Below are 24,892 nucleotides of genomic sequence, written 5' to 3' on the forward strand. Positions count from 1 at the left end.
ATTATTTCATAGCGGAAATCGGAATGAATTTAAGCTTTTTCAGTGAACCTTCTTGGAACTTTTTGCTTTGTACATAGTCAATGAACGCCTTAGTAGCACCTGTTGGCTGGCCTTTGGTCATGTAATAACCGTAAGACCACACTTTATAAGTTCCTTTGATTACGTTCTCTGTAGTAGCAGCCACACCGTTGTGTTTAACAGCTTTCAAATCGCCGCTTACATACACCAGATCGATATATCCGATCGCGTTCGGAGTTGTGGAAACCGCTGTTTTCATATCTCCGCTGGATCCTACTTCTTTATAGTTCTTAGCTTTCTTTACGATGTCTCCACCGCCAAGAGCTTTGGCTTGATAGTTAACACGTGTTCCGGAACCGAATGCACGCGTGATCACTACGATATCTGCGTCGCTTCCGCCAACGTCTTTCCAGTTGGTGATTTTGCCGCTGAAGATTCCTTTAAGCTGCTCTGTAGTCAGGTTATCCACACCAACGTTTTTGTTAACTACTGTAGCAAATGGAATCACAGCTACTTTGTTGGCTACCTGTCCAGCAAAAGCCTTGAATCCAGGAACGTCTGTGCTGGCATCCCAGTCACAAGCACCGATTTGTGCGATCCCTTTATTTACAGCTTGAGGTCCTGTAACGGAACCTTTACCGGAAGCGGCGATTTTCACCTTCGGATTCAAACGTTGGAATTCTTTAGCTGCTTGCAGGGAAAGTGGAAGAAGCGCAGTGGAACCGTTAATTGTAATTTTGCCAGATACCGAACCTGCGGCTTGCACAGATGATCCTACACCTGCGGAAGACAGAATGAACGCGGCAGCTACAGCTACCAAAGAGATTTTTTTAAATAATTTCATGATTAAATTACTCCTCTCGAATTTAAATTACTTAGTCAGCTCAGTGCCTTTACCGCCTTGAACCATAACAACTTTACCGCCGCTGATCACAGCGATTTTACCGTCTTTGGACACAGCCACTTCTGTGATGCCTTCCGGACTGCTGTACAGTTCTGTTTTTGTGCCGTTAGCGACTTCAAACAGCTGTGAGCTTCCGTCTGCCTTGATACCAGCTACAAGCAGTTTGCCTTCTTTCGTAACCAGATCGAAGTTCACATCAATATCCGCAACCAGATCGGTTGTTTTGGAGCCATCAACGGAAATGCTCTTAAGAACGCTGTTTACGTCTTTGCCATCCGGGTCAGCACTGATATAAACAAGGCTTCCGTCAGACAGGAATGAAGGCAGAAGTTTATTGTCTGTTCCTTTAGTCAGCTGTACCGGTTTAGCGCCTTTAGCAACCAGATCCAGGGAATAGAGCTGGGCTCCAGCACCAGTGTAGTCAATCGTAAGAGAGTCCTCTGTGCTGTCCGCATCGTTCTTGGCAACACCTGTTACGTTAACGAAATAAGCGATTTTCTTATCGTCATTCGTTACCTGGAGGTCGGATTTGTTCTCCACTTTATCGGCAAGGACTTCGGTAATTTTGCCGCTGTCCAGCGTTATGTAGGAAATCTTCTCCTGCTTATCTCCTTGAATGAAGTACAGCTTCTTGCCGTCTGCAGACCAGGTCAAATCCGTCTTAACCGAAGTATCGGAACCTACAGGATTCACATGCCCCGTACCAAGATCATAAACAAACAATTGGCCGTTCTCATCTGTGAAAGCACCCAGCTTGTGATCCGGAGATACTACTGCATTTGCAGCTCCTTCGTTGGAGTTGAACACTTGGGACGGGGTTCCGAGGGACGTATTAATTTTGAAGACTTGTGGAACTTCCCCATCTTCTTTGGTTACAAGAAGATTGCCCTGCTCATCAAAGATCGGAGCCGTAAAGCTTCCTTCAAGCCGTTTCATTTTGTATACTCCGCCGCCAGATACACTCTCGGCACCCAGAGCATCCAACGTAGGGCCCAGCTCGACATAAATATTGCCATCCTGCAGCTTCGGAGCTACCGTAAATTCCTTGGAGGCGCCGTCCACCTGCAAGCTCTTGATGTTAGGTTTAATGGTTACGTTGTGATAACCGTATAGATCATTCAGCACTACGGCGCTATTGTCCAGCTTCAAGCCAGCCCCCAGCGCGTCAGCCAGATCACGGACTGAGTAAAGCTTGGTTCCATTTACTTCGATAGCTCTCAGGACAGCGTTCTCGCCATCAACTGTAAGCCCTGAATTAATCACCTTGAATTTAGCTGCTGTTTGTTTTGTTGCCGCCGGCTTAGCCGGTTTTTTGTCGGCTGCAGCCCCTGCAGTTCCTGCCGCCAAAGCGGAGGTTACAACTGCGGAAGCAACCAGCATACTGAATACTTTACTCTTCTTCATCAGCTCACCCTTTTCCTAATACATAAGTGCTATAGTGTCATTTTCGTATAAGATTGTTAAACCAATTCAGCTAGTTTGTAATGTATTGTTAAAATATTGAAAAAACTAATGTAAATTTAGGAAATTTGACCCGTGTCCTGCGAAATATACTTAAAATATGATATATAAATATTTTCAAAGTTTAAAAGAAGGCAAATTTTAGCTATAATTAAAAGGCATACCGAAATTGCGGAGGTCATATGAGCGATAATAATAGAAAGGAACCGTTCAGATACTCTATGGAAGTTCCCATGAGTTGCTGGATTCGGATTTCCGAGATCAATGGAACGACCTTAAACAGCAGACTGGCAGAAGTGGACCTTATCGATATCAGCAAAGGCGGATGTAGAATCCGGACACAGCTTGACCTGCATGCCTCATCCAATCTCATTAAAGGGATGCTGCGCCTTAAACTGAGCGAGGAGGAGTATGAATTCGAGGCCCAGATCCGCTGGCAGCGTCAAATTGAGCCCCCTTTCTTCCACTACGGCTTATCCCTCCACTTGGAGGATACGGAGAAGGAAAAGATCAATGCCGAGCTAAGGGCCCTTGCCGGTGCCAGAAAAATAAAAGTGTTGTAACAAATGAATGGGCTGCCTCCTGGCAGTCTTTTTAATTTTCACATTTACAAGGAAGATGGACTTCGTTATACTCAGGATAAAAGTGAGTACTCACTCATTATATGAGGAGAGGTGTAATCATGTGCAATTCAACTTCGGTTATTACAGCCACGGATGTAGGCAAAAGCTTCGGCCCCAAAGCCGTCCTGGACAGCATTTCGCTTCAAGTAAACGAGTCAGAAACCTTCGGACTCCTTGGACCCTCCGGCTCCGGGAAGACTACCTTGGTCAAGCTGTTTACGGGGACGCTTGAGGCTACCCAGGGGGAAATCCGGGTGCTTGGCACGCGGATGCCAAAGCTGTCGCTTCTTCATCAAATCGGTTATATGGCTCAGGCCGACGCCCTGTATACCGAGCTTACCGCGAAGGAGAATCTGGAGTTTTTCGGATCGCTTTACGGTCTTAGAGGCGCACAGTTAAAAAAACGGATTCTTGAGGTGATTGAAATTGTGGCTCTTGGGGATCATCTGTCCAAGGAGGTGCACCAATACTCTGGAGGCATGAAGCGGCGCTTGTCCCTGGCTTGTGCCCTGCTCCATAACCCTAAAGTTTTGATTTTGGATGAACCTACCGTTGGGATAGATCCCGTTCTGCGGCAGTCGATTTGGGGAGAACTGAAGAACCTGAGCAATCAAGGGACGACCATCGTGCTAACCACCCATGTTATGGATGAAGCTGAGAAATGCGACCGCCTTGGCATGATCCGAGAGGGCCGGCTGCTTGCTGTGGATACACCGGAAGCCTTGATAGAGCAGACTGGCTCGGCTTCTATCGAAGAGGCATTTATCTATTATGGAGGTCATCAATCATGAGAACATGGGCTGTTGTCATCCGGATTCTAAGACAATTCCGCCGGGATAAGCGCACATTGGCTTTAATGCTGATCGCACCGTTATTTGTCCTGACTCTCATGAACCTTGTCTTTAACGGCAAGGAGTATAAGCCTAATCTTGGACTGCTGAACATACATCAGGTACAGGGACTGGACACAAGTCTAAAGGCAGAAGGGGCAGTGACCTATACCTTCAGCAGTCTGGATGAGGCACAAGACGCTCTGGAACAGCGGAAAATCGATGCGCTAATTACATTAAATGGGCCAATTCCTCACATCGAGCTTGAGGGCAGTGATCCAACGATTAACCGGGCCGTGCTTCAGACCACACAGAAAGCGGCCAGCCATCTGCTGAAAGACAGCCCTTCCTTCAATCCCGTTGTCACCTATCTGCACGGATCCGCCGATATGACAAGCATCGATCAGTTCGGGCCTATTCTGATCGGCTTTTTCATCTTCTTTTTCGTATTCCTGATTGCAGGTGTTTCCTTCCTCAGAGAACGAACAACTGGAACTCTGGAGCGTCTGCTGTCTACCCCGCTGAAGCGCTGGGAGATTGTGCTCGGTTATGTAGCCGGGTATGGGATTTTCACGATAGTTCAGGCCCTGTTGATCTCCTGGTACTGCATTCAAGTGCTTGGGATTATGATGGTAGGTTCGTTTGGTTGGGTTCTTCTGCTGACCCTGCTGATGTCACTGACAGCCCTTACGCTTGGAACTCTTATCTCCGCTTACGCAAATAACGAGCTGCAGATGATTCAATTCATCCCCATTATTATTGTGCCGCAGCTGTTCTTATCAGGCCTCTTCCCTTTGGATACGCTGCCCGAGTGGCTGAAGAAGCTTGAAGTCATTATGCCGCTGGCGTATGGGGCCAAGGGACTCAGTGATGTAATGATCCGGGGCAAAGGATGGGATGCTATCGCTTCGGATGTCATTGTACTGGCAGCCTTCTCGATTACCTTCATCCTGCTTAATATTCTCGCCCTGCGCAAATACCGCAAAATTTAAGCCTGATATGAAATATGATAGAATACGAAGATGATCCAACCTATTTTGCACAGGAGGGTGACTTATCATGCCGCAGCCGTCCGAGCCGCTTGAGCCATGGCTGGAAGAACTACTCCAATCCGGGGAAGGGCGGAAGCTCACCGCCAAGCAGCTTAAAATTCTGGAGTCGGCCGTGGAGGTTTTTGCAGAGAAGGGTTATGCCGCCGCATCCACAAGTGAGATCGCGCAGATGGCCGGAGTCGCTGAAGGAACCATCTTCCGCCACTATAAGACCAAGAAAGAGCTTCTTCTGTCCATTGTGACCCCTATGATGGGCAAGCTGCTTGCCCCATTCATACTTAACAATTTCAACGAGGTCTTGGAGCAGGATTATCCCACATTTGAGGATTTTCTAAGAGCGGTGCTTCACAACAGGCTGGCTTTCGCCCGCAAGCACCTCAAAATTATTAAGATTCTTCTGCAAGAAATTCCGTTCCAGCCTGCCTTAAAGGAACAGTTCATAGAGCACATTGGCGCCAAAATTTATGACCGCTTTCAATTAGTGATCAAGCATTTCCAAGATAAAGGCGAGCTGATCGAGGTTCCCTCCTTCACCGCAATCCGCTTTGCCGCTTTCTCAGCCGTTGGTCTGTTTGTCATGCACCTTATGCTCGCTCCCGACATGCCTTGGGATGAGGAGAAGGAAATTGAGATGACTATCCAGTTGATCATGCACGGACTTGCTGCCAAATAGCAGGATATAAGTTTCATATACTTTTTCCACAATTCTCCCATTAGGCTCTCATAAACCCTTGATAAGATGAAATCAATCTTATGAAGGAGTGATAATCATGTTGAATTGGAAAAAGAGTCTAGTATCCATCCTTACGGTAGTGAGCCTTGCAGGAGGTGGAGCTGCCAGTGCATTTGCGAACCCTGCGCCTGCTGCCAAGCCTGCTGTTAAAGCGACTCCGGCCGTCACAGTAAAGACCGCAGTTAAAACCACTGCTAAGAAGCAGACCGAGACCAAGAAGGCTTCCAAAACAACAGCGGCAGCCAATAAGTCGGCTGTGAAAGCTTCAGCCAAAAAAACGGCGGCTAAACCAGCCGTTAAACCGGCAGTAAAGAAAGGCACCAAAAAAGCGCCGGCTAAAAAAACTCATGCCGTGACAAAACATCATGCGAAACATCATATCAAACATCATCATAAGACTGTTAAAAAAGCTCATCATAAAAAATCTGTAAGCAAGGCTCCAGCTAAAAAGAGCACAAAAAAATAAGCTGAGATCACGGGAGGGTAAATCAGCCTTCCCGTTTTTCTTTGTTTTTGCTAAATTAGTACAAGAATAAGGTTATTTCTGGGAGAGGGGATTCTTAGCAGTGACACATATATTTGTAGTGGATGATGATCCTTCCATCCTTCGCCTGATCTCGGAGTATTTAAGGAAAGAAAACTTTGAGGTGACGGAGTATGCGGATGGCCAAAACCTGGTTGAGCAGGTGCGGCTCGGACGGCCGGACTTTCTGATTCTTGATATTATGATGCCGGGGGTTAACGGTTTGACGCTGCTGACGGAGCTGCGGACTTTTACAGAAATGCCAATCATTATGGTCTCGGCCCGGGGGGATGAGATGGACCGGATTATTGGTCTGGAGCTGGGCTGCAACGATTTCTTGTCCAAACCCTTTAATCCGCGTGAGCTCGTTGGCCGGGTCAAATCGATGCTCAGGCTGGTAAGACTGGGTTCAGATCAGGATAGTGGAGCCGCTGCCAAGCTGGTCCATGCCGGAAATTTGCAGGTTAACGAAGAATACCGCAAAGTATCAGTTGATGAGGCCGAGATGGCGTTAACCTCAAGAGAGTATGAGCTGCTGATTTTTTTTGCCAAGCATCTGGAACGACCGTTTACCCGCGAGCAGCTGATTCAGCAGGTGTGGCATTTTGACTATCTGGGGGATGTCCGGGTGGTGGATGACCTGGTAAAACGGCTGCGGAAAAAGCTGGTGGAATCCGGAGCGACTTTTCAAATTGATACACTTTGGGGATTCGGTTACAAAGCCCAGGTCAAAACCGGATGAGATCACTCCGCGGACGGCTGCTGTTCTCTCTGATTGCCGGGATGTTCATTACCGTGGGCATCACGGTGTTTTTATTTGTCCAGCTCATTCACAGCCTTACGATTGACCAGGCAAAGACCGAGCTTCACAGTCAAATTGATAAAGCCATTCAAATTCTGGATGACGGCGATATCCATGACATTGATGATAAGGACTTAAAGCTGAAATTCAAAGACAGGCTGTACTATGCCGACTTTTTTATTTTGAATGAGCAGCACAAGATTGTTGCCGCAAGTGACGCCAAAAGGATCAACGCCGTAATTCATGTCCCTCTGGAGAAGGAAGACGGAATTATGGAGCTGGACCACCGCAAAATGCTCTATGCGACCAAGACTCTCGATGAGGATGAGAAGCTGCAAATCGTGGTGTTCGCTCCTCTCTCCTCACTTCGGACGATTGTCGGCCAGCTGCTGGGTACCACCATTATCGCGATCCTGGGCAGCTTCCTGTTTGTGTTAGCGATCGGCCTGCTCGCCATCTGGAAAACGACCCGGCCGCTTAAAAAGCTGACGGCGGCTGTAAGCCAATATGAGCCTTACCGTTCTCATCATCCGGTCCTGCCCAAGGCTGACCGCACCGAAATTGGCGAACTTATTGACACCTTTCAGGAGATGTCGGAACGGATTGACAAGCACCACGGCTACCAGATTGAGTTTCTTCAAAATGTGTCCCACGAGCTCCGTACCCCGCTTATGTCCATACAAGGCTACGCCTTGGCCATTAAGGATCAGGTGGTTACGGTGGACCAGGGTCTGGACGTCATTCATAAAGAGGCCCAGCGGATGGTTCATATGGTAGAGCGGCTGCTGCAGCTCTCCAAGCTTGAATATGTAGAGGATGTCTGGACATTCAGCCAGGAGGATCTTAGAAATATGGCCGAACAGGCGGTAGATCTTCTTACCCCTGCTGCGTCGGAGAAGGGAATTACCCTGAGCATAACGGGAAGCTCCTCCATTAACACGCTTCTCCCTGCGGAACAGATATTTCAAGTACTGCTCAACCTGCTTCAAAATGCGGTCCGGTACGCACGCAGCCAGGTCGTCATCGAGCTTAATGCCGGGCCAGCCGGAAGCAGCTCCGAGTCCCTCCTGCAGAAAAGCTGGAGCTTTCACATCGACGATGACGGGGAGGGTGTGGCGGAGAAAGATTGCGAAGCGATCTTTGAGCGCTTCTATAAAGGGCGCGAGGGCGTTACCGGCTTAGGGCTGGCCATCTGCCGCCAAATTGCAGAGCGGCTGGGCGCGACCATCAGCTGCGAGCGTTCCGCTCTCGGCGGCGCACGCTTCAGCTTTGTGTACCGGTCGGAGTAATGCCGGGGAGGGGGACTCCACTCTGCCCCCGGCCATCCGGCTTAGGGGACCTTGCTCCGACGAACCCCCCACCGGGGGTTCAAATCCCTCTACTAGGGGACGTAAAAAAGCTCCCTTGATTGGGAGCTTACTTTTAACGTCCCAGGAGGGATACTCTCGCTCGGCTCGAGACTCCGCTCTGTCCCCGGCCATTTGGCCCAGGGGACCTTGCTTCGACGAACCCCCCACCGGGGGTTCAAATCCCTCTTCTAGGGGACGTAAAAAAGCTCCCTTAATTGGGAGCTTACTTTTAACGTCCCAGGAGGGATACTCTCGCTTGGCTCGAGACTCCGCTCTGACCCCGGCCATTCGGCCCAGGGGACCTTGCTCCGACGAACCCCCACCGGGGATTCAAATCCCTCTACTAAGGGACGAAAAAAACTCTCCATACGGAGAGTTTTTCTGTGACGTCCCAGGAGGGATTCGAACCCCCGACCGACGGCTTAGAAGGCCGTTGCTCTATCCAGCTGAGCTACTGGGACATATGTATAACAACCTGCTGCGGGTGAAGCTAGAAAAAAACGATGCGTTATTTATTATAACGCATCTTGAATGAATGTCAAAGGGATTTTTTTGAGGAACCTCAACAATTGGATGTAACCTCAAATACTTTGGTTCGCAAATGGGTAATATACTGGCAAGTCCTCTATATTAAGGAGCGTGATCTCTATGCGGCCTGTCCTGGCTTCGCTATCCTACTTCAGCATTTTCTTTGCTCCCTTTCTGCTGCCTGTGGTAGTGTGGTTTGTCAGCAATGACGTCTATGTCCGGAGGCATGCGGGAAAGGCCCTATTTTCCCACATCTTCCCGATACTTGCCGCAATCCCCATGTTTTATTTTATGTTCACGGCTCAGCATCCCGGCTCTATCCTGCTGTATATTATTCTCTTCGCCGTGATCTACTTTGGCTCATTTCTCTACAATATTGTCCAAGGAATTCGCGTCTTGTCCAATGGCGGCTGGCCGGAGCCTTATTAAAATACTTATAAGCGCAAAAACACCTCCTATTCATTAAGAAGGTGTTTTTGTTATATGGATGGATCGGATAACGCTTTGTTCTTCCCGTCTATCCCTCAGCCGGCAGCGCCTGCTCAAGCTGGGTCAGGATGCTGCCCGATTGCAAGAGGCTTTTCCGGAACTGTTCTCTTTGCAGCGGCGCATCCAGTTCCCCTGCATCCCCGAAATTTTCCTCCGCAATTTCTTCATAGGCATTATGCAAATTGTTGTTATACCAATCGATCGCGAGATCCGATTCGTTACGTACCATTCGGATTATTTCAAAATCCTGGCCATCTGGGGTTCTCGCAATAAAGGCCAATAGGCCGGGTTGATGCTGGGACGCCAGGTTAATTTCAATTTCCGCACATGGCTTTCCATTATATTCTGTCATTCTTGTCAATTTGGCATTTTTAATCTCATACATGTCTATCGCTCCTTATAAGCAAGTTATAGTTCTCCATGCACCAGACGGCCCTGCTCCATCTGGTTTCGGGTAGCCGGGGACCCCAAGCGGTAGATCTCCCTATATACCCGATTTAAAGAATCGGAGTACGCCGCGTTAACTCTGCCTTCCGGTGAATCCGGCCAAGGATAGACATAACTCATGAAGCTATCCTCCTCGGCCTCCTGAACTGAAGACAGCCGTCTTCTCAGTTCCTCCGCCTCCTCCGGTTCCGCTTCAATTACCCATTCGTAGGATGCCGCCTTGGGGTCTTCCAATACCGAGCGGCCCTGAACCGATACATAAAACGTCTTTTTCACGACCAAGCTCCTTTCATGCTTCCACAGCATAGTTTTCCATAAAGGACAGACATTTTATGCCCTTGTTCGGCATAATTTGTTATCACCAGCGGAGAACCATATAGATGAGAGAAAAGATTAGAGAGGATGGATCCATACATGTGCGGAATTACCGGTTTTATCGAATGGAATCGTGATTTGACCCAGGATTCGGCCCTTCTGCTCACCATGACCGAAACGCTGGGCAAAAGAGGGCCCGACGCAGGCGGAACCTGGATTTCCGGTCCCTGCGCTTTTGGCCACAGGAGGCTGAGTGTCATGGACCCGGCCAATGGGGCGCAGCCCATGGTGATTGAGGAGGAGAATCATGTCTATACCGTTGTCTACAACGGGGAAATATATAACGCCCCCGAGCTTAAGCAGGCTCTTCAGCAGCGCGGATATCACTTCCGCACGCAATGTGATACCGAGGTGCTGCTGCAAGCTTATATCGAATGGGGGCCTGACTGCGTCTATAAGCTGAATGGGATTTTTGCTTTTGCCATTTGGGACAGTGTAAGGGAGCATGTATTTCTGGCCAGGGATCGGCTGGGGGTTAAGCCCTTATTCTACAGCGAAATAGACGGGGCACTAATCTTTGGCTCTGAACCCAAAGCGATTCTGGAACATCCAAAAGTAGAGCCGATAGTAGATGCAGAGGGACTGGCGGAAGTATTTGTTGTTGGACCCGCCCGTACACCTGGCCATGGCGTCTATACACAGCTAAAGGAACTGCGGCCCGGCCACGCCATGATTTTCAGCCGCAGCGGTCTGCGGAAATATACGTACTGGCAGCTCGAAAGCTACCAACACGAAGACGATGTCGACACCACCGCCTCCAAGCTGCGGGAGCTGCTCCGGGATACAGCCGAACGGCAGCTTTTGTCCGATGTGCCCGTGTGCACTCTGCTCTCAGGGGGACTCGATTCAAGTGCCCTGACGGCACTTGCGGTAGATTATTACAATCGGAGCGGACAGGGTCAGCTTCATACCTATTCCGTGGATTATGTGGATAACGATAAATATTTCCAGGAGCACAGCTATCAGCCTGGTGCGGATGCTCCATGGATTCAGAGAATGATTGACGAACTCGGTACACAGCATCACTGGATTCGCTTTGATACGCCTGAGCTTGTCGAGGCGCTTAACGCATCCACTGAGGCCCGGGATCTGCCGGGCATGGCCGACGTGGACTCCTCCCTCTATCTGTTCAGCCGGGAAATCAAAAAGGATGCAACCGTAGCCCTTTCTGGAGAGGCGGCCGATGAGATCTTTGGCGGGTACCCGTGGTTTCACCGGGAAGAGCTTCTGAACTCGGGAACCTTCCCATGGTCCGTTGCCACCGATCTTCGTTCCGACCTGCTTGCACCGGAAATCAAGGATTGGATTAGACCCGAAGAATATATCCAGGACCGTTACCAGGATGCGGTCAACGAAGTGCCCAAACTGGCCGCAGAGACGAGGAGAGAGGCCCGGATGCGGATTATGTCCTACTTAAATATCACCCGCTTCATGCCTACGCTGCTCGACCGCAAGGATAGAATGAGCATGGCGGCCAGTCTGGAGGTTCGTGTTCCTTTCTGTGACCACCGGTTGGTTCAATACGTGTGGAATATCCCTTGGGAGATCAAGACGGCTGGAGACAGGGAGAAGGGCATCCTCCGCAAAGCCCTGGAAGGAATTCTCCCCCAAGATGTGCTGTACCGCAAGAAAAGCCCTTACCCCAAAACACACAATCCAGCCTATTTAAATATGGTCAGGCAGCAGATTCTGAACATATTAGATGATAGTTCTTCCCCGATCCTTCCTTTAATCAACAGCGCTAAAATACGAGAAATCGCCGCATCCCCAGAGGCTTCATCAAATCTTCCCTGGTTCGGGCAGCTGATGTCCGGTCCCCAGCTGTTTGCTTATCTGACCCAGGTAAACCATTGGCTCAAGACGTACAAAGTGATTATTCGTTAGGCTGCTTGGCAGCAGCACATCCGATCAGCCAATTAGCATAATAGATATAAACTATAAGCTTGATATCATTTATATATTTCATGTATAGCTTCCGCTGTGCCATAATGGGGCTATCCCATTTAAGGAGCTGCATGCCCATGAGTTCAGTAAACACGTGGAAGCCCGATTCTTATGATTCGAAACTTGCTTTTGTCTCGGAGTATGGAAAAAGTCTTGTTGAGCTTTTAAACCCGAAGAAGAACGAATTAATTCTCGATCTTGGCTGCGGCACTGGAGATTTGACCTATGAGATCAGCAAAGCCGGTGCCAAGGTTTCAGGTGTTGATTACTCGGAAGCTATGATCGAGACCGCCCGCAGGAAATACCCCCAGCTTGCATTTCAGGTGGGAAATGGGGAGGCCTTGAGCGATGATAAATCTTATGACGCGGTATTCTCCAATGCGGCCCTGCACTGGATGAAGAATGCCGCGGATGTCGTTCGCTCTGTTCATAGAGTTCTTAAGCAAGATGGGAGATTTGTTGCTGAATTCGGGGGAAAAGGAAACGTAAATACGATCCTCCAGGCCATCTATGAGGTCCTGGGCGATGAATACAGCCTGGATGCAACCAAACTCAATCCCTGGTACTTCCCCAGCATTGGTGAATACTCTTCCCTGCTGGAATCCGAAGGTTTCCGAGTCGAGTACGCGCGGCTTTATGAACGCCCTACCCAGCTGCCGGATGGGCAGGAGGGATTGGCGAGCTGGCTCGCGAATTTTGGCGGTGATTTCTTCCAACAGTTCTCAGCTGCGGATCAGTCCGCAATCTACGCCAAGCTTAAAGCGAAGCTGATTCCCAAGCTTTGGAGAGACGGCTCTCTGTATGCAGATTACGTAAGGCTTACGGTAGTAGCGATCAAAAACAGCTGATATGCCTCAAGTCTGAGCCATCCGGATGGTCTGAGCTTGTTGCAGGCTGCTGCTTTCAAACAAGATCATGGATACCTCAACCTCCTGATGGATATCGGTAGAATAACAATAGGGCGGCTCCTTTCAAAAAGGAACCGCCCTTATTTCGTGTAGGGTGAATATTATTACTGGGTGTGTTCTTTCGATTTACCGGGTTATGCCCAATTTCTCCTGAAGCTGGCGCAGTGCTGCGCCCCGATGGCTGATGGCCTGCTTCTCCTGTATGGTCAGCTGCGCCATTGACTTCTCGTAAGCCGGCAGATAGAACAGTGGATCATACCCGAACCCGCCGCTGCCGGCCGGCTCAGCCATAATCATGCCTTCCACGGAGCCTTCAGCTTCCGTAAACTCACCTGTAGCGGGATCATACAGCGCCAAGTGGCATACAAAGCGGGCTGGGCTGAGCAGCGGCTGCTCGGTGTCCTGCCCTTCCGAAAGCTTCTCCAGCTCACGGATAAGCTTCTCATTATTCTCCTGATCTGTGGCATTCTCGCCCGCATACCGTGCCGAGTATACTCCAGGAGCCCCTTCAAGCTTATCTACACATAGGCCGGAATCGTCGGCGAGCACCGGCTTGCCAAGCGCATCCCCAACCGTCTTAGCCTTCTTGCGGGCATTCGCCGCAAACGTATCCCCATCCTCTACCACCTCAGGAAGCTCGGGATAATCATACATGCTCCGCACCGTCCCGAGAGCGGACAGCGCATGGGCGAACTCCTTCACTTTTCCTTGGTTCTTGGTGGCTACGATGATCACTTTATCCAGGCCTGCCGTCATACATTCTTCCCTGCCTGTCCAGAGCCAATCTTTAGGGCAATCGGTCCAAGCACTTCCTGCTGCTGGGCAATCATTTCGCGGATTCCCTGCTCGGCCAGCTCCATCATGCCGTTCATTTCTTCGCGGGAGAATGGGCTCTCCTCACCGGTTCCCTGGATCTCCACAAATTTACCTTCCCCGGTCATGACCACATTCATATCAACCTTCGCTTTAGAATCTTCCTCATAGTTCAAATCCAGCAGCAGCTCTTCGCCCACTACTCCTACACTAACCGAGGCCAGGTAGTCCGTAACCGGAAATACCGGAAGGTTATGCTTCTGGGCAAGCTTGTTCACAGCCATGGACAAGGCTATGAAAGCCCCTGTTATGGACGTTGTGCGTGTTCCGCCATCCGCCTGAATGACATCGCAATCCACGATAACTGTGCGCTCACCAAGAGCCTGAAGATTCACAACTGATCTGAGCGCACGGCCAATCAGACGTTGAATCTCCATCGTTCTCCCGCTCAGCTTACCACGGGCAGATTCACGCTGGTTCCGCGTCTGTGTTGCCCTTGGAAGCATGGAATACTCGGCCGTAACCCAGCCCCGCCCCTGTCCTTTCATAAAAGGAGGGACCTTCTCTTCAACCGTTGCTGTGCACAGTACCTTCGTGTCACCGACTTCGATAAATACGGAGCCCTCCGCATATTTATTAGGGTTTACCGTCAAATTCATGGGCCTGCGCTCATCTGCCAGGCGTCCGTTTATTCTCATAACCATGTGCCTCCTACATTTCATCCTGTCTAATCTTCCCCTATTTTACCAAAGTGATCCCCCAAAAGCACCCTAAGGGCCATTTTCGCTCCAGAATAAAAAAAGGAGCCTCCATCAGCAGGCCCCGAACCCTATTAAATTGGGATGTTATTGATCAGTTCTGGCCGGGATACAGGCTCGCTGTACTTCTGATCGTCATCACCGACCACATCCTTGCTCCCGTTCATCCAGATTCTAACCTTATCACTTGGCGCGTTCTCCGTTACGGTCAGCACAAGGGACTGAAGGAACTCTGACGGAACCTTCTCACCCGACTGAAACATATCATCCTTCAGAGATACGGTAACCACCCCATCCTTGGCGGTCTCCACAGAATCAATAGAGGTATTCGCGGTCAGCACCTGCTGCAGACCGTCTCCCTGTACCGGACCCTGGATCAATTGGCCAAGAGCCGCTTTGACCGTGTCCTCTCCTGCAGGAACAAGTCTCGTTACCGGCACAAAATAAGGGACACCCTGTTTCGTAACTGCGGAGAAGTATACGGTTACCGGGCTTGTCTGGGATACTGCTGCTCCTGCAGTCAATTCAAGATTGATCCCAACCGTACGGTTGAGCGGCTGGCTGAGCGGCGTATGACCAACCGGCATTTCTGTCAGTCTCTGCCCGTCCACCCACAGTTGAACATTCTGAACGTCCGGATCTCCAGTCAAAGTCCAGGTTATAGCCTCGAGAATTTTACGCTCATCTTTCGTGTCATACTTGGCAAAAGGCTTCGTAAACTCAACAACCGCCAGCTTCTGTTTTTTGTCCACAGAGACCTGGGTGACCTCAGTCCCTTTAGGAAGCACTCCGGTGAACCCTTGCGGGAACGAAGACGCATAAGCACCATCCTGAACGAGAGACTCCATCAGTCTGTTCAGCTTGCCCTCCTTGCCTCCTTGGGGAAGATTTAACGTTACCGGGGCAAGCATCCCCTGTTCATTCTTGAGATACACGGTAGCATGCTCCGTGTTGGCCGGGCTTGTCTTGCCTAAGCTTGTCTTACTGGCCGGATCAACCGTCTGCAGCATTTGGGATTCCACATCAGCTGGCGGAGGATCAATTTGTGCCGCACCTTGCGATCCGAAGAGACCGCACCCCGATAATAATAAAGGGATTGCCACGAGGCCAACAGCAGCGGAGGTCTTTACTTTTGGTAATGATTTCATAGGTTTTTCGTTCCTCCCTAACATTTTCTAACGGTTTGTATTACTATATATACGAGCCCTCCACTGGGAAAATAACTAGAATTTGCGGGAAATGGACACACTGCACATAACACACACGGACTGAATATGTTAGGAGTTGAGGTGAAGGTCATGGAACATTCGAAAATCCCTTACAGCTTGAACAGTAAAAAAGTGGCCGACGCCACAAGAGTGTGGCTTGATAAGCGGGGCGTCAAAATTGAGGAGATTGCCGAGCTTGTCATGCTGCTCCAGCAGAAGTACTATCCTGATCTGACCATGGAAGAATGCATCCATAATGTGGAGCAGGTGCTGACGAAGAGAGAAGTCCAAAATGCCGTACTCACCGGCATCCAGCTGGATATTCTGGCGGAGCAGGGCCTGCTCATCCCTGAGCTTCAGGATATGATCTCTAATGATGAAGGATTATATGGGGTGGACGAAATCCTCGCCTTCTCCATCGTCAATGTGTATGGAAGCATCGGTTTTACCAATTATGGATATGTGGATAAGCTGAAGCCCGGCGTGCTTGAGCGCCTAAATGACAAATCCTTAGGACCGGTTCATACGTTCCTTGATGATATTGTCGGTGCGATTGCGGCTTCAGCCAGCAGCCGGATTGCCCACCGCAAGCAAGCCGAACGCGAAATTGAAAAAGGCGAGGAATCCGCAGATCAAGCCAAATAGGCACAGCAAAAGAAGGGTGTTCCCGGCTGCCACAGTATGGCAGTTGGAGAACACCCTTCTTTTATACTAAGTTGAACTATGGATCTACAAGTCAGATTTACTTCACATTGCTCCCAAATACAAGCACATTGCTGAGCGGCCGTCCAGCCTGAGTAAGCACCTTGCCGCCAGCATAAAGCGCGGAAGAGGCGCCTCCGTCAAGGTTCATGGCCTGCTTCGCTCCAAGTGCTTTCATAATTGCGGCCCATTGCTGCATGGTCGCTCCCTGTACGGTCGCAAGCAGAACAGAGCCGTCTGGCATAATGGCAATGCCGCTCCGGGCGGCAGCGCTTGTCAGGATTTTCGGATCATTGAAGCCTTCCGCTTTGGCGTTCAGCTCAACTCTGCCATCATGCACAAGGCGGGGCCCCGCCCCAACCGCAGTCACAACGTTCTCCCAAGGGATAGAATTGCCCTTGGCATCTTTGTAGACCAGCTTCTCCTCAACCGAATTTCCCACGTGGAACCGGTCAGAGCTCTTTTTCTCAGTCCCTGTGAATACGAGCACATAACCATCCTTCGGAATCAGGCTGTTTGCATTAACTTCTTTCTTGGTGACTTTGCCGTTCACAATAGTTACGGCGATTCCGCCTGTGAACCCAACCCGGCTGCCCCGGTCCGGGGTATATTTAATAATCGTGCTCGCCCCATCTGCAGGTGTCCGGTTCATAAACACGGCATACCACCCCAGCGAATTGCCCTTATCATCCGTAACCTTACCTGTAAGAGAATGATACAGGGAAGACATAAGTGCAGTTCCGTCTTTCAAGAACCCGATTGTGGTCCCATATCCGCCAAAATGAGCTACCCGTCCCTGAAGGATTAACGTGCCATATGGATCAGCCGGACCTCCGTACGCGTTGAAGAAGGCACCGTTAATCGCAGCCTCCGCATGATAATTTTTGACGATGCTGGTGAATGCCTCCGTCTGTCCTACCTGACGCTTGGCCAGACCGAGAGTTACCGGGGTACCTTTAGGAACGGATACGGTCTGAACGGTAAAAGTTCTTCCTCCCACCTTCACCTTGCTTACCGAAGATTTGATCGCCGCTTTGGCTTCTGCCGGCTGTATGCCAACGCTCCAAGTCACCGCCAATAGAACCGCAAGGGCGGTAATAAAACCTTTAAACCAAGTTAATGTATGATTGCCTGATCCTGATCTCATCTAACTGATTGCAACTCCCATCCATGAACAGATACTTTTCATTTCCAGCTCTTCAAATTTAGAAGCGATTACGGCATGATTAAGCTCAAGCAGACAGTCTTCGATCGGACAAGCCAATTCGACGTCACACTTAATCGTGGCCAGTTCCCTGGACAGATGCAGCATCTCCAAGTCCGTCTCAATTTTGGTCCGGACCCCCTTGGAAAGGTTGTCCAGATTGGCAAGAATACCTTCAACATCATGATACTCCTGCACCAGCTTAATCGCTGTCTTTTCCCCGATCCCGCGCACTCCCGGATAATTGTCACTAGGATCGCCCATCAGTCCCTTAACGTCTATAATCTGACGTGGGGTCAGTTGTCTCTCTTCCATCAAGCTCTCGGGCGTATACACCATGTAGTTACCATGGCCCTTCTTCATAATAATTACGCTTGTACATTCATTAACAAGCTGCAGCATATCATGGTCTCCGGTCAGCACCAGCACATCCATATCCTCACAATAGATCGAGGCCAGGGTGCCGATACAGTCATCCGCCTCATATCCTGGCGCACTAACATTCGGAATTCCGAGGCTGTCCATCACCTCCCGGATCACGGCAAACTGGGGAATGAGCTCATCAGGAGCATCGGAACGATTTCCTTTGTACGCAGCGAACTGCTCGGTCCTAAAGGTCTTGCTTCCCAAATCCCAGCAGCAGGCCACATGGGTAGGAGAGAACTTCTCCACCGCATCCCAGAAATACCGCATGAATCCGTATATCGCATTCGTGGGCAGGCCGGCTTTGGTCCGCCGGATATAACCGCTGGCTGCCGAGGCATAATAAGCCCGGAACATCAGTGCCATACCGTCTACCAGCAATAAAGTTTCTCTTCCACTAGTCAAATTACTCTCTCCTTAATTGCTTCCTAGCCCAGCATAATCAATCTGGGCGTATATACTTCAGTATATCATACAAGCAGCAGGTGTTCGATGGCTATTGTTGACTCCATACATCTTGATAGGCAGCCTCTTTGAAGCCAACCGTTACTTTCTTCCCGTCAGTTACGACAGGCCTCTTAATCAACCGGCCGTTCGATGCGAGAAGGGCAATTTGCTCCTCTTTCGATAGCGAAGGCAGCTTGTCCTTTAAAGCCATTTCTTTGTATACCTCGCCACTAGTATTGAAAAATTTCTTAACCTCAAGTCCGCTCAGTTCAATAAGTGATGCCAGTTCCTTCTCACTAGGAGGGGCATCAAAGATATGATGCAGCTCCAGTTCGTGGCCTGCCGATTGCAGCCATTTCACCGCATTGCGGCAAGTCCCGCACTTGGGATATTGATAAACGGTAAGTTTACTCATGATGAACCTCCTGTTTTTTAACATGTATTGAATGGTTTCATATCCAGGTTCAGCATTTGAAGCCGGTAAAGGTGTCGCCTGGATCGCTGCTCCATTAGGATTTCTTAAAGTTTTGTATCCCGTCGCAGCACCGGGCAACATGGACAAATGCTATTTCTTCACCGGAGACATTTAACGCTCTTGTTCAGATCGGTCTCGTGTTAATTCCGTAATAAGCCCGGTTATATCCTCAGGCAGCGGGGCTTCAAACAGCATGTCTTGCCCTGTTAGCGGATGCTTTAGACCAAGCTCGGCGGCATGAAGTGCCTGCCTGCCCATCATGTTATCCAGCATGCCTGCGGCCTTCCGCTTATCTTCAGAGAAAGTATCCCAGTCAGGGTGAACATACATCTTATCGCCAATTAACGGACAACCGATTGAAGACATATGAACCCGGATCTGGTGGGTTCTGCCCGTGCCGAGCCGGATTTCCACCAGGGATGCGTCCCGGAACTGCATAGTTGTCTTATAAAAGGTAAGGGCCGGGTATCCCGATGGAGTTACAATCCTCCGATGCGGCTCGAGCGGGTCGCGGTCAATTGGTCCATCCAGCTTGCCTTCCAAGGAGTCAGGAACACCATGAACAAGGGCTTTGTACCGTTTGGTTACCTGCCCGGCAATCAGCTGCTCGGAAATATGCTGATGGACATAAGCGTTCTTGGCAATCGCCAACACACCACTGGTTTCTTGGTCCAGCCTGTGTATCGGCCGGAACCGGAATTTCTGGTTGCGCTCCTTCCAGTAGTGGACTACCCCATTGGCCAAGGTCTCCGTGTAATGTCCATGTGTTGGATGAACAATAATCCCTGGGGCTTTGTTAACCACAAGCAGTGCTTCATCCTCGAACAGAATGTCAAAAGGAATAGGCTGAGGCAGAATATCATCCGACTCCTCCTGCTGCATACGTATCGCAACAAGATCCCCTTCTTGAACAGGTACACTGATATACACACGCTTCCCGTTGAGCGTGATTCCCTGTTCAGTAAGCTTGATTTTGGACATGAGCTTGCGCGACACACCCAATCTCCGCTGCAGCACGGTCTTCAGCAGCATCCCGCTGTCCGCTGCCTTTACTTCATAAATGATCGGATCGTAATAAGTTGTCATCAGCCACGGAACACCTTTGCACTTCGTTCATATTCTATATCGGACAAGTTCATTCTGGCATTAGCCGTACGTGCAGCAGAGAAGAAGAAATCAGAGAGACGGTTCAAATATCTGATGACCTCCGGATTGATCTCATGTGTGGCACCCAAAGAGACTGTACGTCGTTCCGCGCGCCGGCAGACAGTGCGGCAGATATGCAGTGTTGAAGCAAACGGGGTTCCCCCCGGCAGGATAAACCGCTCCAGCTTCGGGTTCTCCTCCTCATATAGGTCAATCCACTTCTCCAAAGCCACAACCATCGGCGCAGTCACCTTATACCGGCTCTCACTTAAGTTTACAAATGCCAGATCTGAACCACAATCAAACAATTCATGCTGGATCTGAAGCAGATGCTGTCTCATATCGGCAAACTGCTTGGGATCAGCCTGACTAATCGCCTGTCCTACAAAGCAGTTCAGCTCATCTATAGTCCCGTAAGCCTCGATCCGCTCATCATCTTTCATCACCCGGCCGCCAATAATAGACGTTTTGCCTTCGTCCCCTGTTCGTGTATATATGGACATTCCCGTATACCTCCTATTAATCGTAGTAGCATAGTCCCGAAAAAAGGAGACCCTCTGGAGGATCTCCTTTAATAAGTGTACATTATTATTTCTTATTACTCTTCATAAATTCATTGATCTTCAAATCAAGAAGACTGCTAACCTCAATCACAATATCTGAGGTGAATGATTGCTCTTGCAGGAAGAGTCTTTCCATTTGGTTTCGGAGGACCAGGATTTCATCTTCCAAGGAGCCGGAATCTGATGAAGCGGGGCTATTCTCTTCCGTTGTCCATGATTCATCTTTATCGTCTTCGGCAATATAATATCCGTATTGGTTAGACAGGCTGTAATCTCCGCTCCGCACTCGCGCGATCCCTCCTTGTAAAGTTGGAAGTCAGGCCTCATTACCACAAAATGTCATGTTTGGTCTCTTCCAAAGCAAAATTATACCATGGAAAGTCTTCAATAATCAATTAGATCATGAAAAAATTGTTAATTATCCCTGTTTCAGCTTATTCACGAATTCGCCCATTCGATGAATCGCCTCATTCAGCTGGGCTACCGACGTAGCATAAGAGCATCTTAGGAAGCCCTCTCCACCAAGCCCGAACACATTTCCGGGCACGGCAGCAACCTTGGCTTCAACAAGCAGACGCTGTGCGAATTCATCGGATGACAGCCCTGTGGAAGCAACGCTTGGGAAAGCATAAAAGGCCCCTTGCGGTTCATGGCAATCCAGTCCGATATCCCGGAGCCCTTGAACTACGAGTCTTCGGCGCTGATTATAGGAATCAATCATGCGGTCCTTTTCCTCTAGCCCATTCGTCAGTGCTTCCAATGCTGCCACCTGGCCCATAACCGGCGCACACATCACCGTGTATTGGTGAATTTTGAGCATCGCGTAGATAAGATCCGGGTGTCCGCAAGCATACCCCATCCGCCATCCTGTCATGGCAAAGGCTTTTGAGAACCCGTTAACCAGAATGGTGCGGTCCTTCATTCCTGGAATTGAAGCAAAGCTCACGTGCTTCTGCCCATAAGTAAGCTCAGAATATATCTCGTCTGATATTACGATCAAATCGTGTTCCTCGACGATCTTAGCAATTGGCAGCCAGTCCTCATAGGTCATAATGCCGCCGGTCGGATTGCTCGGATAATTAAGGATCAGCACCTTGGTCTTTGGTGTAATCTTGGCTGACAGATTGTCGGCCATCAGCTTGAAGTTATCCTTGGCGAAGGTCTCTACCTCGACAGGAATACCACCGCCAATTGCGGTAATCGGAGAATAAGAGATGTAACAAGGAGCTGGGACCAAAATTTCATCGCCCGGTGAGATGAGCGCCCGAAGTGCCAAATCAATAGCCTCGCTTGCCCCTACCGTAACGAGAATCTCATCTTTGGGTTCATAAGCAACTTCATAATTATCATACAAGTATTGCGCAATAGCTTCGCGTAATTCCGGCGTACCTGAGTTCGAGGTATAGCTGGTATATCCTCTTTCAAGGGCATATACCGTAGCTTCGCGAACATGCCATGGAGTAATAAAATCCGGCTCGCCCACGCCAAGCGTAATAATATCTTTGTTCCCGCTTGCTAAATCGAAGAATTTCCGGATTCCTGAGGGCTGAATTTCCTGCACCCGGGGTGCCAAGTACGAGTTCATCGACTTGCCCACTGCCTGCTCTGATCTCTGACCTGGTTTTGATATCATGACATGACTTCCTTTACGGCGAAATCACAAGGCGGTGATCTTCTTCATGATCTTCAAAGATAATCCCGTCCTGTTTATATTTTTTGAGAATAAAATGAGTCTTGGTAGACAGTACTGAGTCAAGCGGAGACAGCTTGTCAGAAACAAAGCTCGCCACTTCCTTCAGGTTCCGTCCCTCAACTTCAACTAGTAAATCGTAAGCACCCGACATCAAATATACCGATTTGACCTGAGGGAATAAATAGACTCGCTCGGCGATGGCTTCAAAGCCCCGCCCGCGCTCAGGTGTAATTTGAACCTCGATCAATGCCGTTACTTTCTCGTCATCAATCTTGCTTGAATTTACCACGGTCGCATATTTAACAATGACATGATCTTCTTCTAGCTCATGAATCGCCGTCTTCACTTCTTCCAATGAGGCTCCAAGAAGAGTTGCAAGCAGTTCAGGATTGCGTCTCGCATCCTCTCTAAGAAGATCCAGCACTTTCAGCTTCAGTTCATTCAACGCTTTCATTTCATACCTCCAGTGCCTGTTTTCCCCGCAATAAGTACCCTAGTGGAGCAGCCGGGAAATCAGAAGTTCGTTGTATCTATATTACATGATTTTATGGCTCCTGCAAACAAAAACCGTCCTTCCGTGTAAGGTTTCACGGCAAGGACGGCGCTTGGAAAGTCTTTCCTACCAAGGGGTTTGTGCCTGGGCAGTTAACTGAGGGGCGTTACATTGGGTTGATGCTGCATCACGTTAGACTGTTGTAATGATGAGCCTATCTGGATGCCACTTTGCTGGGCGAACTGCTGGATTTTCTGCTGGGTTTGGGCTGCATGCTGCACCAGCTTGTCTACCTCTTGACGCGGCGCATGTGGGGGAGCCTGGTAAGAGCTGTTCTGCTGCATTAATTGATATAGTTCTCCTTGCAGACGAAGAGTGCTGTCAGTAAGCTGAGAGAACATTTGACGGACAGATGGACAGGCAGACTCTGTGGTCGCCGTAGTATACTCACGGGCCGTTCTTCTAAGGTCCGCCAGAATCGTATTCAGGATATCCTGTTCGGGTAAATTCACCTGATTGGTCACGGTTAGGTCCTCCTTATTTATTGGGTCTGGGAAGGGGCTACATTCTGATGTGCTTTAAGAGATTCCTCCAGCATGGAAAGATGCTTCTGATGCGTTTGAATATACTGGTTCAGCGCCTGCTGTACCTGATTACTGTGAGATACAGCCGCAGCGGCTACACTTTGCTTAATCAGAAGGTCCTCATTCATGATGGAGTCGGCAATATAATTGAGCTCCTTGGTTGTGAGCGGCTGGAGATTGCTTTGGTTCATATGTGATCTATCCCTCCTGCTGTATGTTTTTGCAATCATAGTATGACCTGAACCCTCCTGTTTATACGAATAAAGCCCCGCTCAGAATCCTGAGCAGGGCTTAATCTTTCTAGGCTTGTTTGCCACTTTCCGTGATTGTGCGTATAAATTGAAGTCTGTCCTCCTCAGCCAGGAACCGGCTGACCGAGAAACAGGAGGAACACACATATACATTAAGAGTGTACGGCACATGTAAAAGAGTCCCCTTCTGGGCAGCAGATTGAACTCCATCTACCTGCTCCTGTCCCGCCAGAACCATATACTCCCGGCAGTGCGGGCATTCAGGAACCTCATCCTGCGAGTCCAGTATCCGCTCTACGGCCGACTCATATTCCAGCAGGTCAGCACCCGCCTCGGCAAATGAATGGACACGTCTTACCGTTCCCAAATCACCGCCGTCCTGCTCGTCCCAAAAACCAAGGGGATCCTGGCTGTCATCAAGGTCTTCGTCCTGCTCCTGCTCTTCATCCTCCCCAAGGTTAATCTGAAGGGTACGGTAACCTTTCAGTTCGTTCTGGCAGTGTGGGCACTCTTCCTCAGGTCCGATTTCCTCATCCCATACAATCTCGGTCTGACACCAAGGACATACGGTAGTTTCCATATCACAAGTTCCTTCTTTCAACAAAATTTAAGAGCGCATTAAAAAGATAATACCCGCTATTATAAATAGCACTGCGGCTGCAAACAATACGCGGACCAAATTTTTGATCATATGTCCTCCGTTAGCGATATACGTGTATTCAGGGCAAATCTCATTATTTCAGACTAGCTCCAATCACAAACGATAACGAGACCGATATTCCGAGAGCAATGATTCCCACAGCCCGGTTATCCTCAGCGATCTCACGATCAATCCGGAATACAGGGGTTACGAATTCAAAGAGAAGGTACGAGACGAACAGCAGCGCTGTCCCAATGCTGGACCAGATCATGAAATCATAGATGGAACCATAGGAGGCCGCATACCGGAAGATGTTGCATATTCCGAAGATTTTGCCTGCCGTCGCAAGCGCAGCCGCCATGTTCCCCCGTTTGATCTCCTCCCAGCACCGGTAGCGGGCCGCCAGTTCGAAACAAGATAGAAATACGATCAGTTCCAAAATAGCTACCGAGAACAAGCCCAAGGTCATCCCTATAGGATGCTCCAGCAGCGGATCAACGGATTCC

The 24,892-nt window shown here is 49.5% G+C and carries 30 protein-coding genes and 1 tRNA gene; 11 read left to right on the plus strand and 20 right to left on the minus strand.

Annotated elements, in window-relative coordinates; genetic code table 11:
• Nucleotide 1: 1 nt before the first annotated feature.
• Nucleotides 2-862: a phosphate ABC transporter substrate-binding protein gene (locus tag KJS63_RS13650; RefSeq protein ID WP_068615692.1), complete on the minus strand. Its 861-nt coding sequence runs from the start codon at nt 860-862 to the stop codon at nt 2-4.
• Between the two features lie 27 nt (nt 863-889).
• Nucleotides 890-2,326, minus strand: a complete 1,437-nt coding sequence (locus KJS63_RS13655; protein WP_213619647.1) for a stalk domain-containing protein — start codon at nt 2,324-2,326, stop codon at nt 890-892.
• 278 nt (nt 2,327-2,604) lie between these two features.
• Here KJS63_RS13655 and KJS63_RS13660 point away from each other — a divergent pair, with 278 nt between their 5' ends.
• From KJS63_RS13660 to KJS63_RS13690, 7 genes are all read left to right on the plus strand, one after another.
• The gene (locus tag KJS63_RS13660) at nt 2,605-2,946 is read left to right on the plus strand and encodes a PilZ domain-containing protein (protein WP_262363165.1); all 342 of its coding nucleotides are present in this window, start codon (nt 2,605-2,607) and stop codon (nt 2,944-2,946) included.
• A gap of 119 nt (nt 2,947-3,065) precedes the next feature.
• Nucleotides 3,066-3,797 (plus strand): ABC transporter ATP-binding protein, encoded by a 732-nt coding sequence (locus KJS63_RS13665; protein ID WP_213619648.1) that lies wholly within the window; start codon nt 3,066-3,068, stop codon nt 3,795-3,797.
• A complete protein-coding gene (locus KJS63_RS13670) occupies nt 3,794-4,828 on the plus strand; it encodes an ABC transporter permease (RefSeq protein ID WP_213619649.1) in 1,035 nt (344 codons plus the stop codon). The genes KJS63_RS13665 and KJS63_RS13670 overlap by 4 nt, the downstream gene beginning before the upstream one ends.
• Before the next feature lie 67 nt (nt 4,829-4,895).
• Complete coding sequence (locus tag KJS63_RS13675; RefSeq protein ID WP_213619650.1) at nt 4,896-5,561, plus strand: TetR/AcrR family transcriptional regulator; 666 nt, start codon at nt 4,896-4,898, stop codon at nt 5,559-5,561.
• A 97-nt stretch (nt 5,562-5,658) separates the two neighbouring features.
• A complete protein-coding gene (locus tag KJS63_RS13680) occupies nt 5,659-6,087 on the plus strand; it encodes a hypothetical protein (RefSeq protein WP_213619651.1) in 429 nt (142 codons plus the stop codon).
• 100 nt (nt 6,088-6,187) lie between these two features.
• Complete coding sequence (locus KJS63_RS13685) at nt 6,188-6,886, plus strand: response regulator transcription factor (protein ID WP_213619652.1); 699 nt, start codon at nt 6,188-6,190, stop codon at nt 6,884-6,886.
• The gene (locus KJS63_RS13690) at nt 6,883-8,235 is read left to right on the plus strand and encodes a sensor histidine kinase (RefSeq protein ID WP_213619653.1); all 1,353 of its coding nucleotides are present in this window, start codon (nt 6,883-6,885) and stop codon (nt 8,233-8,235) included. The genes KJS63_RS13685 and KJS63_RS13690 overlap by 4 nt, the downstream gene beginning before the upstream one ends.
• Before the next feature lie 447 nt (nt 8,236-8,682).
• On the opposite strand, the gene KJS63_RS13695 is transcribed toward KJS63_RS13690, so the two are convergent.
• Nucleotides 8,683-8,756 (minus strand) — tRNA-Arg (locus KJS63_RS13695).
• Nucleotides 8,757-8,943: 187 nt separating this feature from the next.
• On the opposite strand from KJS63_RS13695, the gene KJS63_RS13700 reads away from it, so the two are divergent.
• Complete coding sequence (locus KJS63_RS13700; protein WP_213619654.1) at nt 8,944-9,252, plus strand: magnetosome magnetite crystal formation protein family; 309 nt, start codon at nt 8,944-8,946, stop codon at nt 9,250-9,252.
• A gap of 88 nt (nt 9,253-9,340) precedes the next feature.
• On the opposite strand, the gene KJS63_RS13705 is transcribed toward KJS63_RS13700, so the two are convergent.
• Both KJS63_RS13705 and KJS63_RS13710 read right to left on the minus strand, forming a co-directional pair.
• Entirely contained in the window at nt 9,341-9,697 is a 357-nt protein-coding gene (locus KJS63_RS13705) for a hypothetical protein (RefSeq protein WP_213619655.1), read from the minus strand.
• A gap of 23 nt (nt 9,698-9,720) precedes the next feature.
• Complete coding sequence (locus tag KJS63_RS13710; protein WP_244862604.1) at nt 9,721-10,035, minus strand: hypothetical protein; 315 nt, start codon at nt 10,033-10,035, stop codon at nt 9,721-9,723.
• A gap of 138 nt (nt 10,036-10,173) precedes the next feature.
• On the opposite strand from KJS63_RS13710, the gene asnB reads away from it, so the two are divergent.
• Both asnB and KJS63_RS13720 read left to right on the plus strand, forming a co-directional pair.
• Nucleotides 10,174-12,018 (plus strand): asparagine synthase (glutamine-hydrolyzing), encoded by a 1,845-nt coding sequence (gene asnB / locus KJS63_RS13715; protein WP_213619657.1) that lies wholly within the window; start codon nt 10,174-10,176, stop codon nt 12,016-12,018.
• Between the two features lie 137 nt (nt 12,019-12,155).
• Complete coding sequence (locus KJS63_RS13720) at nt 12,156-12,926, plus strand: class I SAM-dependent methyltransferase (protein WP_213619658.1); 771 nt, start codon at nt 12,156-12,158, stop codon at nt 12,924-12,926.
• Nucleotides 12,927-13,112: 186 nt separating this feature from the next.
• Here KJS63_RS13720 and KJS63_RS13725 read toward each other — a convergent pair whose 3' ends face one another.
• The 3 genes from KJS63_RS13725 to KJS63_RS13735 form a co-directional block, all read right to left on the minus strand.
• Entirely contained in the window at nt 13,113-13,742 is a 630-nt protein-coding gene (locus KJS63_RS13725; protein ID WP_213619659.1) for an XTP/dITP diphosphatase, read from the minus strand.
• Nucleotides 13,739-14,497, minus strand: coding sequence for a ribonuclease PH (rph, locus tag KJS63_RS13730; protein ID WP_213619660.1), 759 nt, complete (start codon nt 14,495-14,497; stop codon nt 13,739-13,741). Before rph ends, KJS63_RS13725 begins: the two co-directional genes overlap by 4 nt.
• Nucleotides 14,498-14,631: 134 nt before the next feature.
• Nucleotides 14,632-15,705 carry a GerMN domain-containing protein gene (locus tag KJS63_RS13735; protein ID WP_213619661.1) on the minus strand — a complete coding sequence of 358 codons (1,074 nt, stop codon included), beginning with the start codon at nt 15,703-15,705 and terminating at the stop codon, nt 14,632-14,634.
• 150 nt (nt 15,706-15,855) lie between these two features.
• Here KJS63_RS13735 and KJS63_RS13740 point away from each other — a divergent pair, with 150 nt between their 5' ends.
• Nucleotides 15,856-16,410, plus strand: a complete 555-nt coding sequence (locus KJS63_RS13740) for a phosphatidylglycerophosphatase A family protein (RefSeq protein WP_068615655.1) — start codon at nt 15,856-15,858, stop codon at nt 16,408-16,410.
• Nucleotides 16,411-16,507: 97 nt separating this feature from the next.
• On the opposite strand, the gene KJS63_RS13745 is transcribed toward KJS63_RS13740, so the two are convergent.
• From KJS63_RS13745 to KJS63_RS13800, 12 genes are all read right to left on the minus strand, one after another.
• A complete protein-coding gene (locus tag KJS63_RS13745) occupies nt 16,508-17,614 on the minus strand; it encodes a phosphodiester glycosidase family protein (protein ID WP_213619662.1) in 1,107 nt (368 codons plus the stop codon).
• Nucleotides 17,615-18,499, minus strand: coding sequence for a 5'-3' exonuclease (locus KJS63_RS13750; RefSeq protein WP_213619663.1), 885 nt, complete (start codon nt 18,497-18,499; stop codon nt 17,615-17,617).
• Nucleotides 18,500-18,590: 91 nt separating this feature from the next.
• Nucleotides 18,591-18,956 carry an arsenate reductase family protein gene (locus KJS63_RS13755; protein ID WP_213619664.1) on the minus strand — a complete coding sequence of 122 codons (366 nt, stop codon included), beginning with the start codon at nt 18,954-18,956 and terminating at the stop codon, nt 18,591-18,593.
• 171 nt (nt 18,957-19,127) lie between these two features.
• Nucleotides 19,128-20,102, minus strand: a complete 975-nt coding sequence (locus tag KJS63_RS13760) for an RluA family pseudouridine synthase (protein WP_213619665.1) — start codon at nt 20,100-20,102, stop codon at nt 19,128-19,130.
• A complete protein-coding gene (locus tag KJS63_RS13765) occupies nt 20,102-20,665 on the minus strand; it encodes a cob(I)yrinic acid a,c-diamide adenosyltransferase (protein WP_213619666.1) in 564 nt (187 codons plus the stop codon). Before KJS63_RS13765 ends, KJS63_RS13760 begins: the two co-directional genes overlap by 1 nt.
• An 85-nt stretch (nt 20,666-20,750) precedes the next feature.
• Nucleotides 20,751-21,011 (minus strand): aspartyl-phosphate phosphatase Spo0E family protein, encoded by a 261-nt coding sequence (locus tag KJS63_RS26525; RefSeq protein WP_068615645.1) that lies wholly within the window; start codon nt 21,009-21,011, stop codon nt 20,751-20,753.
• Between the two features lie 132 nt (nt 21,012-21,143).
• Nucleotides 21,144-22,358, minus strand: coding sequence for an aminotransferase class I/II-fold pyridoxal phosphate-dependent enzyme (locus KJS63_RS13775; protein WP_213619667.1), 1,215 nt, complete (start codon nt 22,356-22,358; stop codon nt 21,144-21,146).
• Between the two features lie 13 nt (nt 22,359-22,371).
• Nucleotides 22,372-22,872 carry an Lrp/AsnC family transcriptional regulator gene (locus KJS63_RS13780; protein ID WP_068615643.1) on the minus strand — a complete coding sequence of 167 codons (501 nt, stop codon included), beginning with the start codon at nt 22,870-22,872 and terminating at the stop codon, nt 22,372-22,374.
• Between the two features lie 191 nt (nt 22,873-23,063).
• Nucleotides 23,064-23,435, minus strand: coding sequence for a spore coat protein (locus tag KJS63_RS13785; protein WP_082926813.1), 372 nt, complete (start codon nt 23,433-23,435; stop codon nt 23,064-23,066).
• Between the two features lie 17 nt (nt 23,436-23,452).
• On the minus strand, nt 23,453-23,686 hold the full coding sequence (locus KJS63_RS13790) for a hypothetical protein (protein WP_068615636.1): 234 nt from the start codon (nt 23,684-23,686) through the stop codon (nt 23,453-23,455).
• 109 nt (nt 23,687-23,795) lie between these two features.
• Complete coding sequence (locus tag KJS63_RS13795; protein WP_213619668.1) at nt 23,796-24,326, minus strand: hypothetical protein; 531 nt, start codon at nt 24,324-24,326, stop codon at nt 23,796-23,798.
• Between the two features lie 154 nt (nt 24,327-24,480).
• Entirely contained in the window at nt 24,481-24,855 is a 375-nt protein-coding gene (locus KJS63_RS13800) for a DUF350 domain-containing protein (RefSeq protein WP_068622036.1), read from the minus strand.
• Between the last annotated feature and the right edge of the window lie 37 nt (nt 24,856-24,892).

It is taken from the genome of Paenibacillus sp. J22TS3 (genome assembly GCF_018403205.1).
Classification (GTDB): Bacteria; Bacillota; Bacilli; order Paenibacillales; family Paenibacillaceae; genus Fontibacillus; species Fontibacillus tuaregi.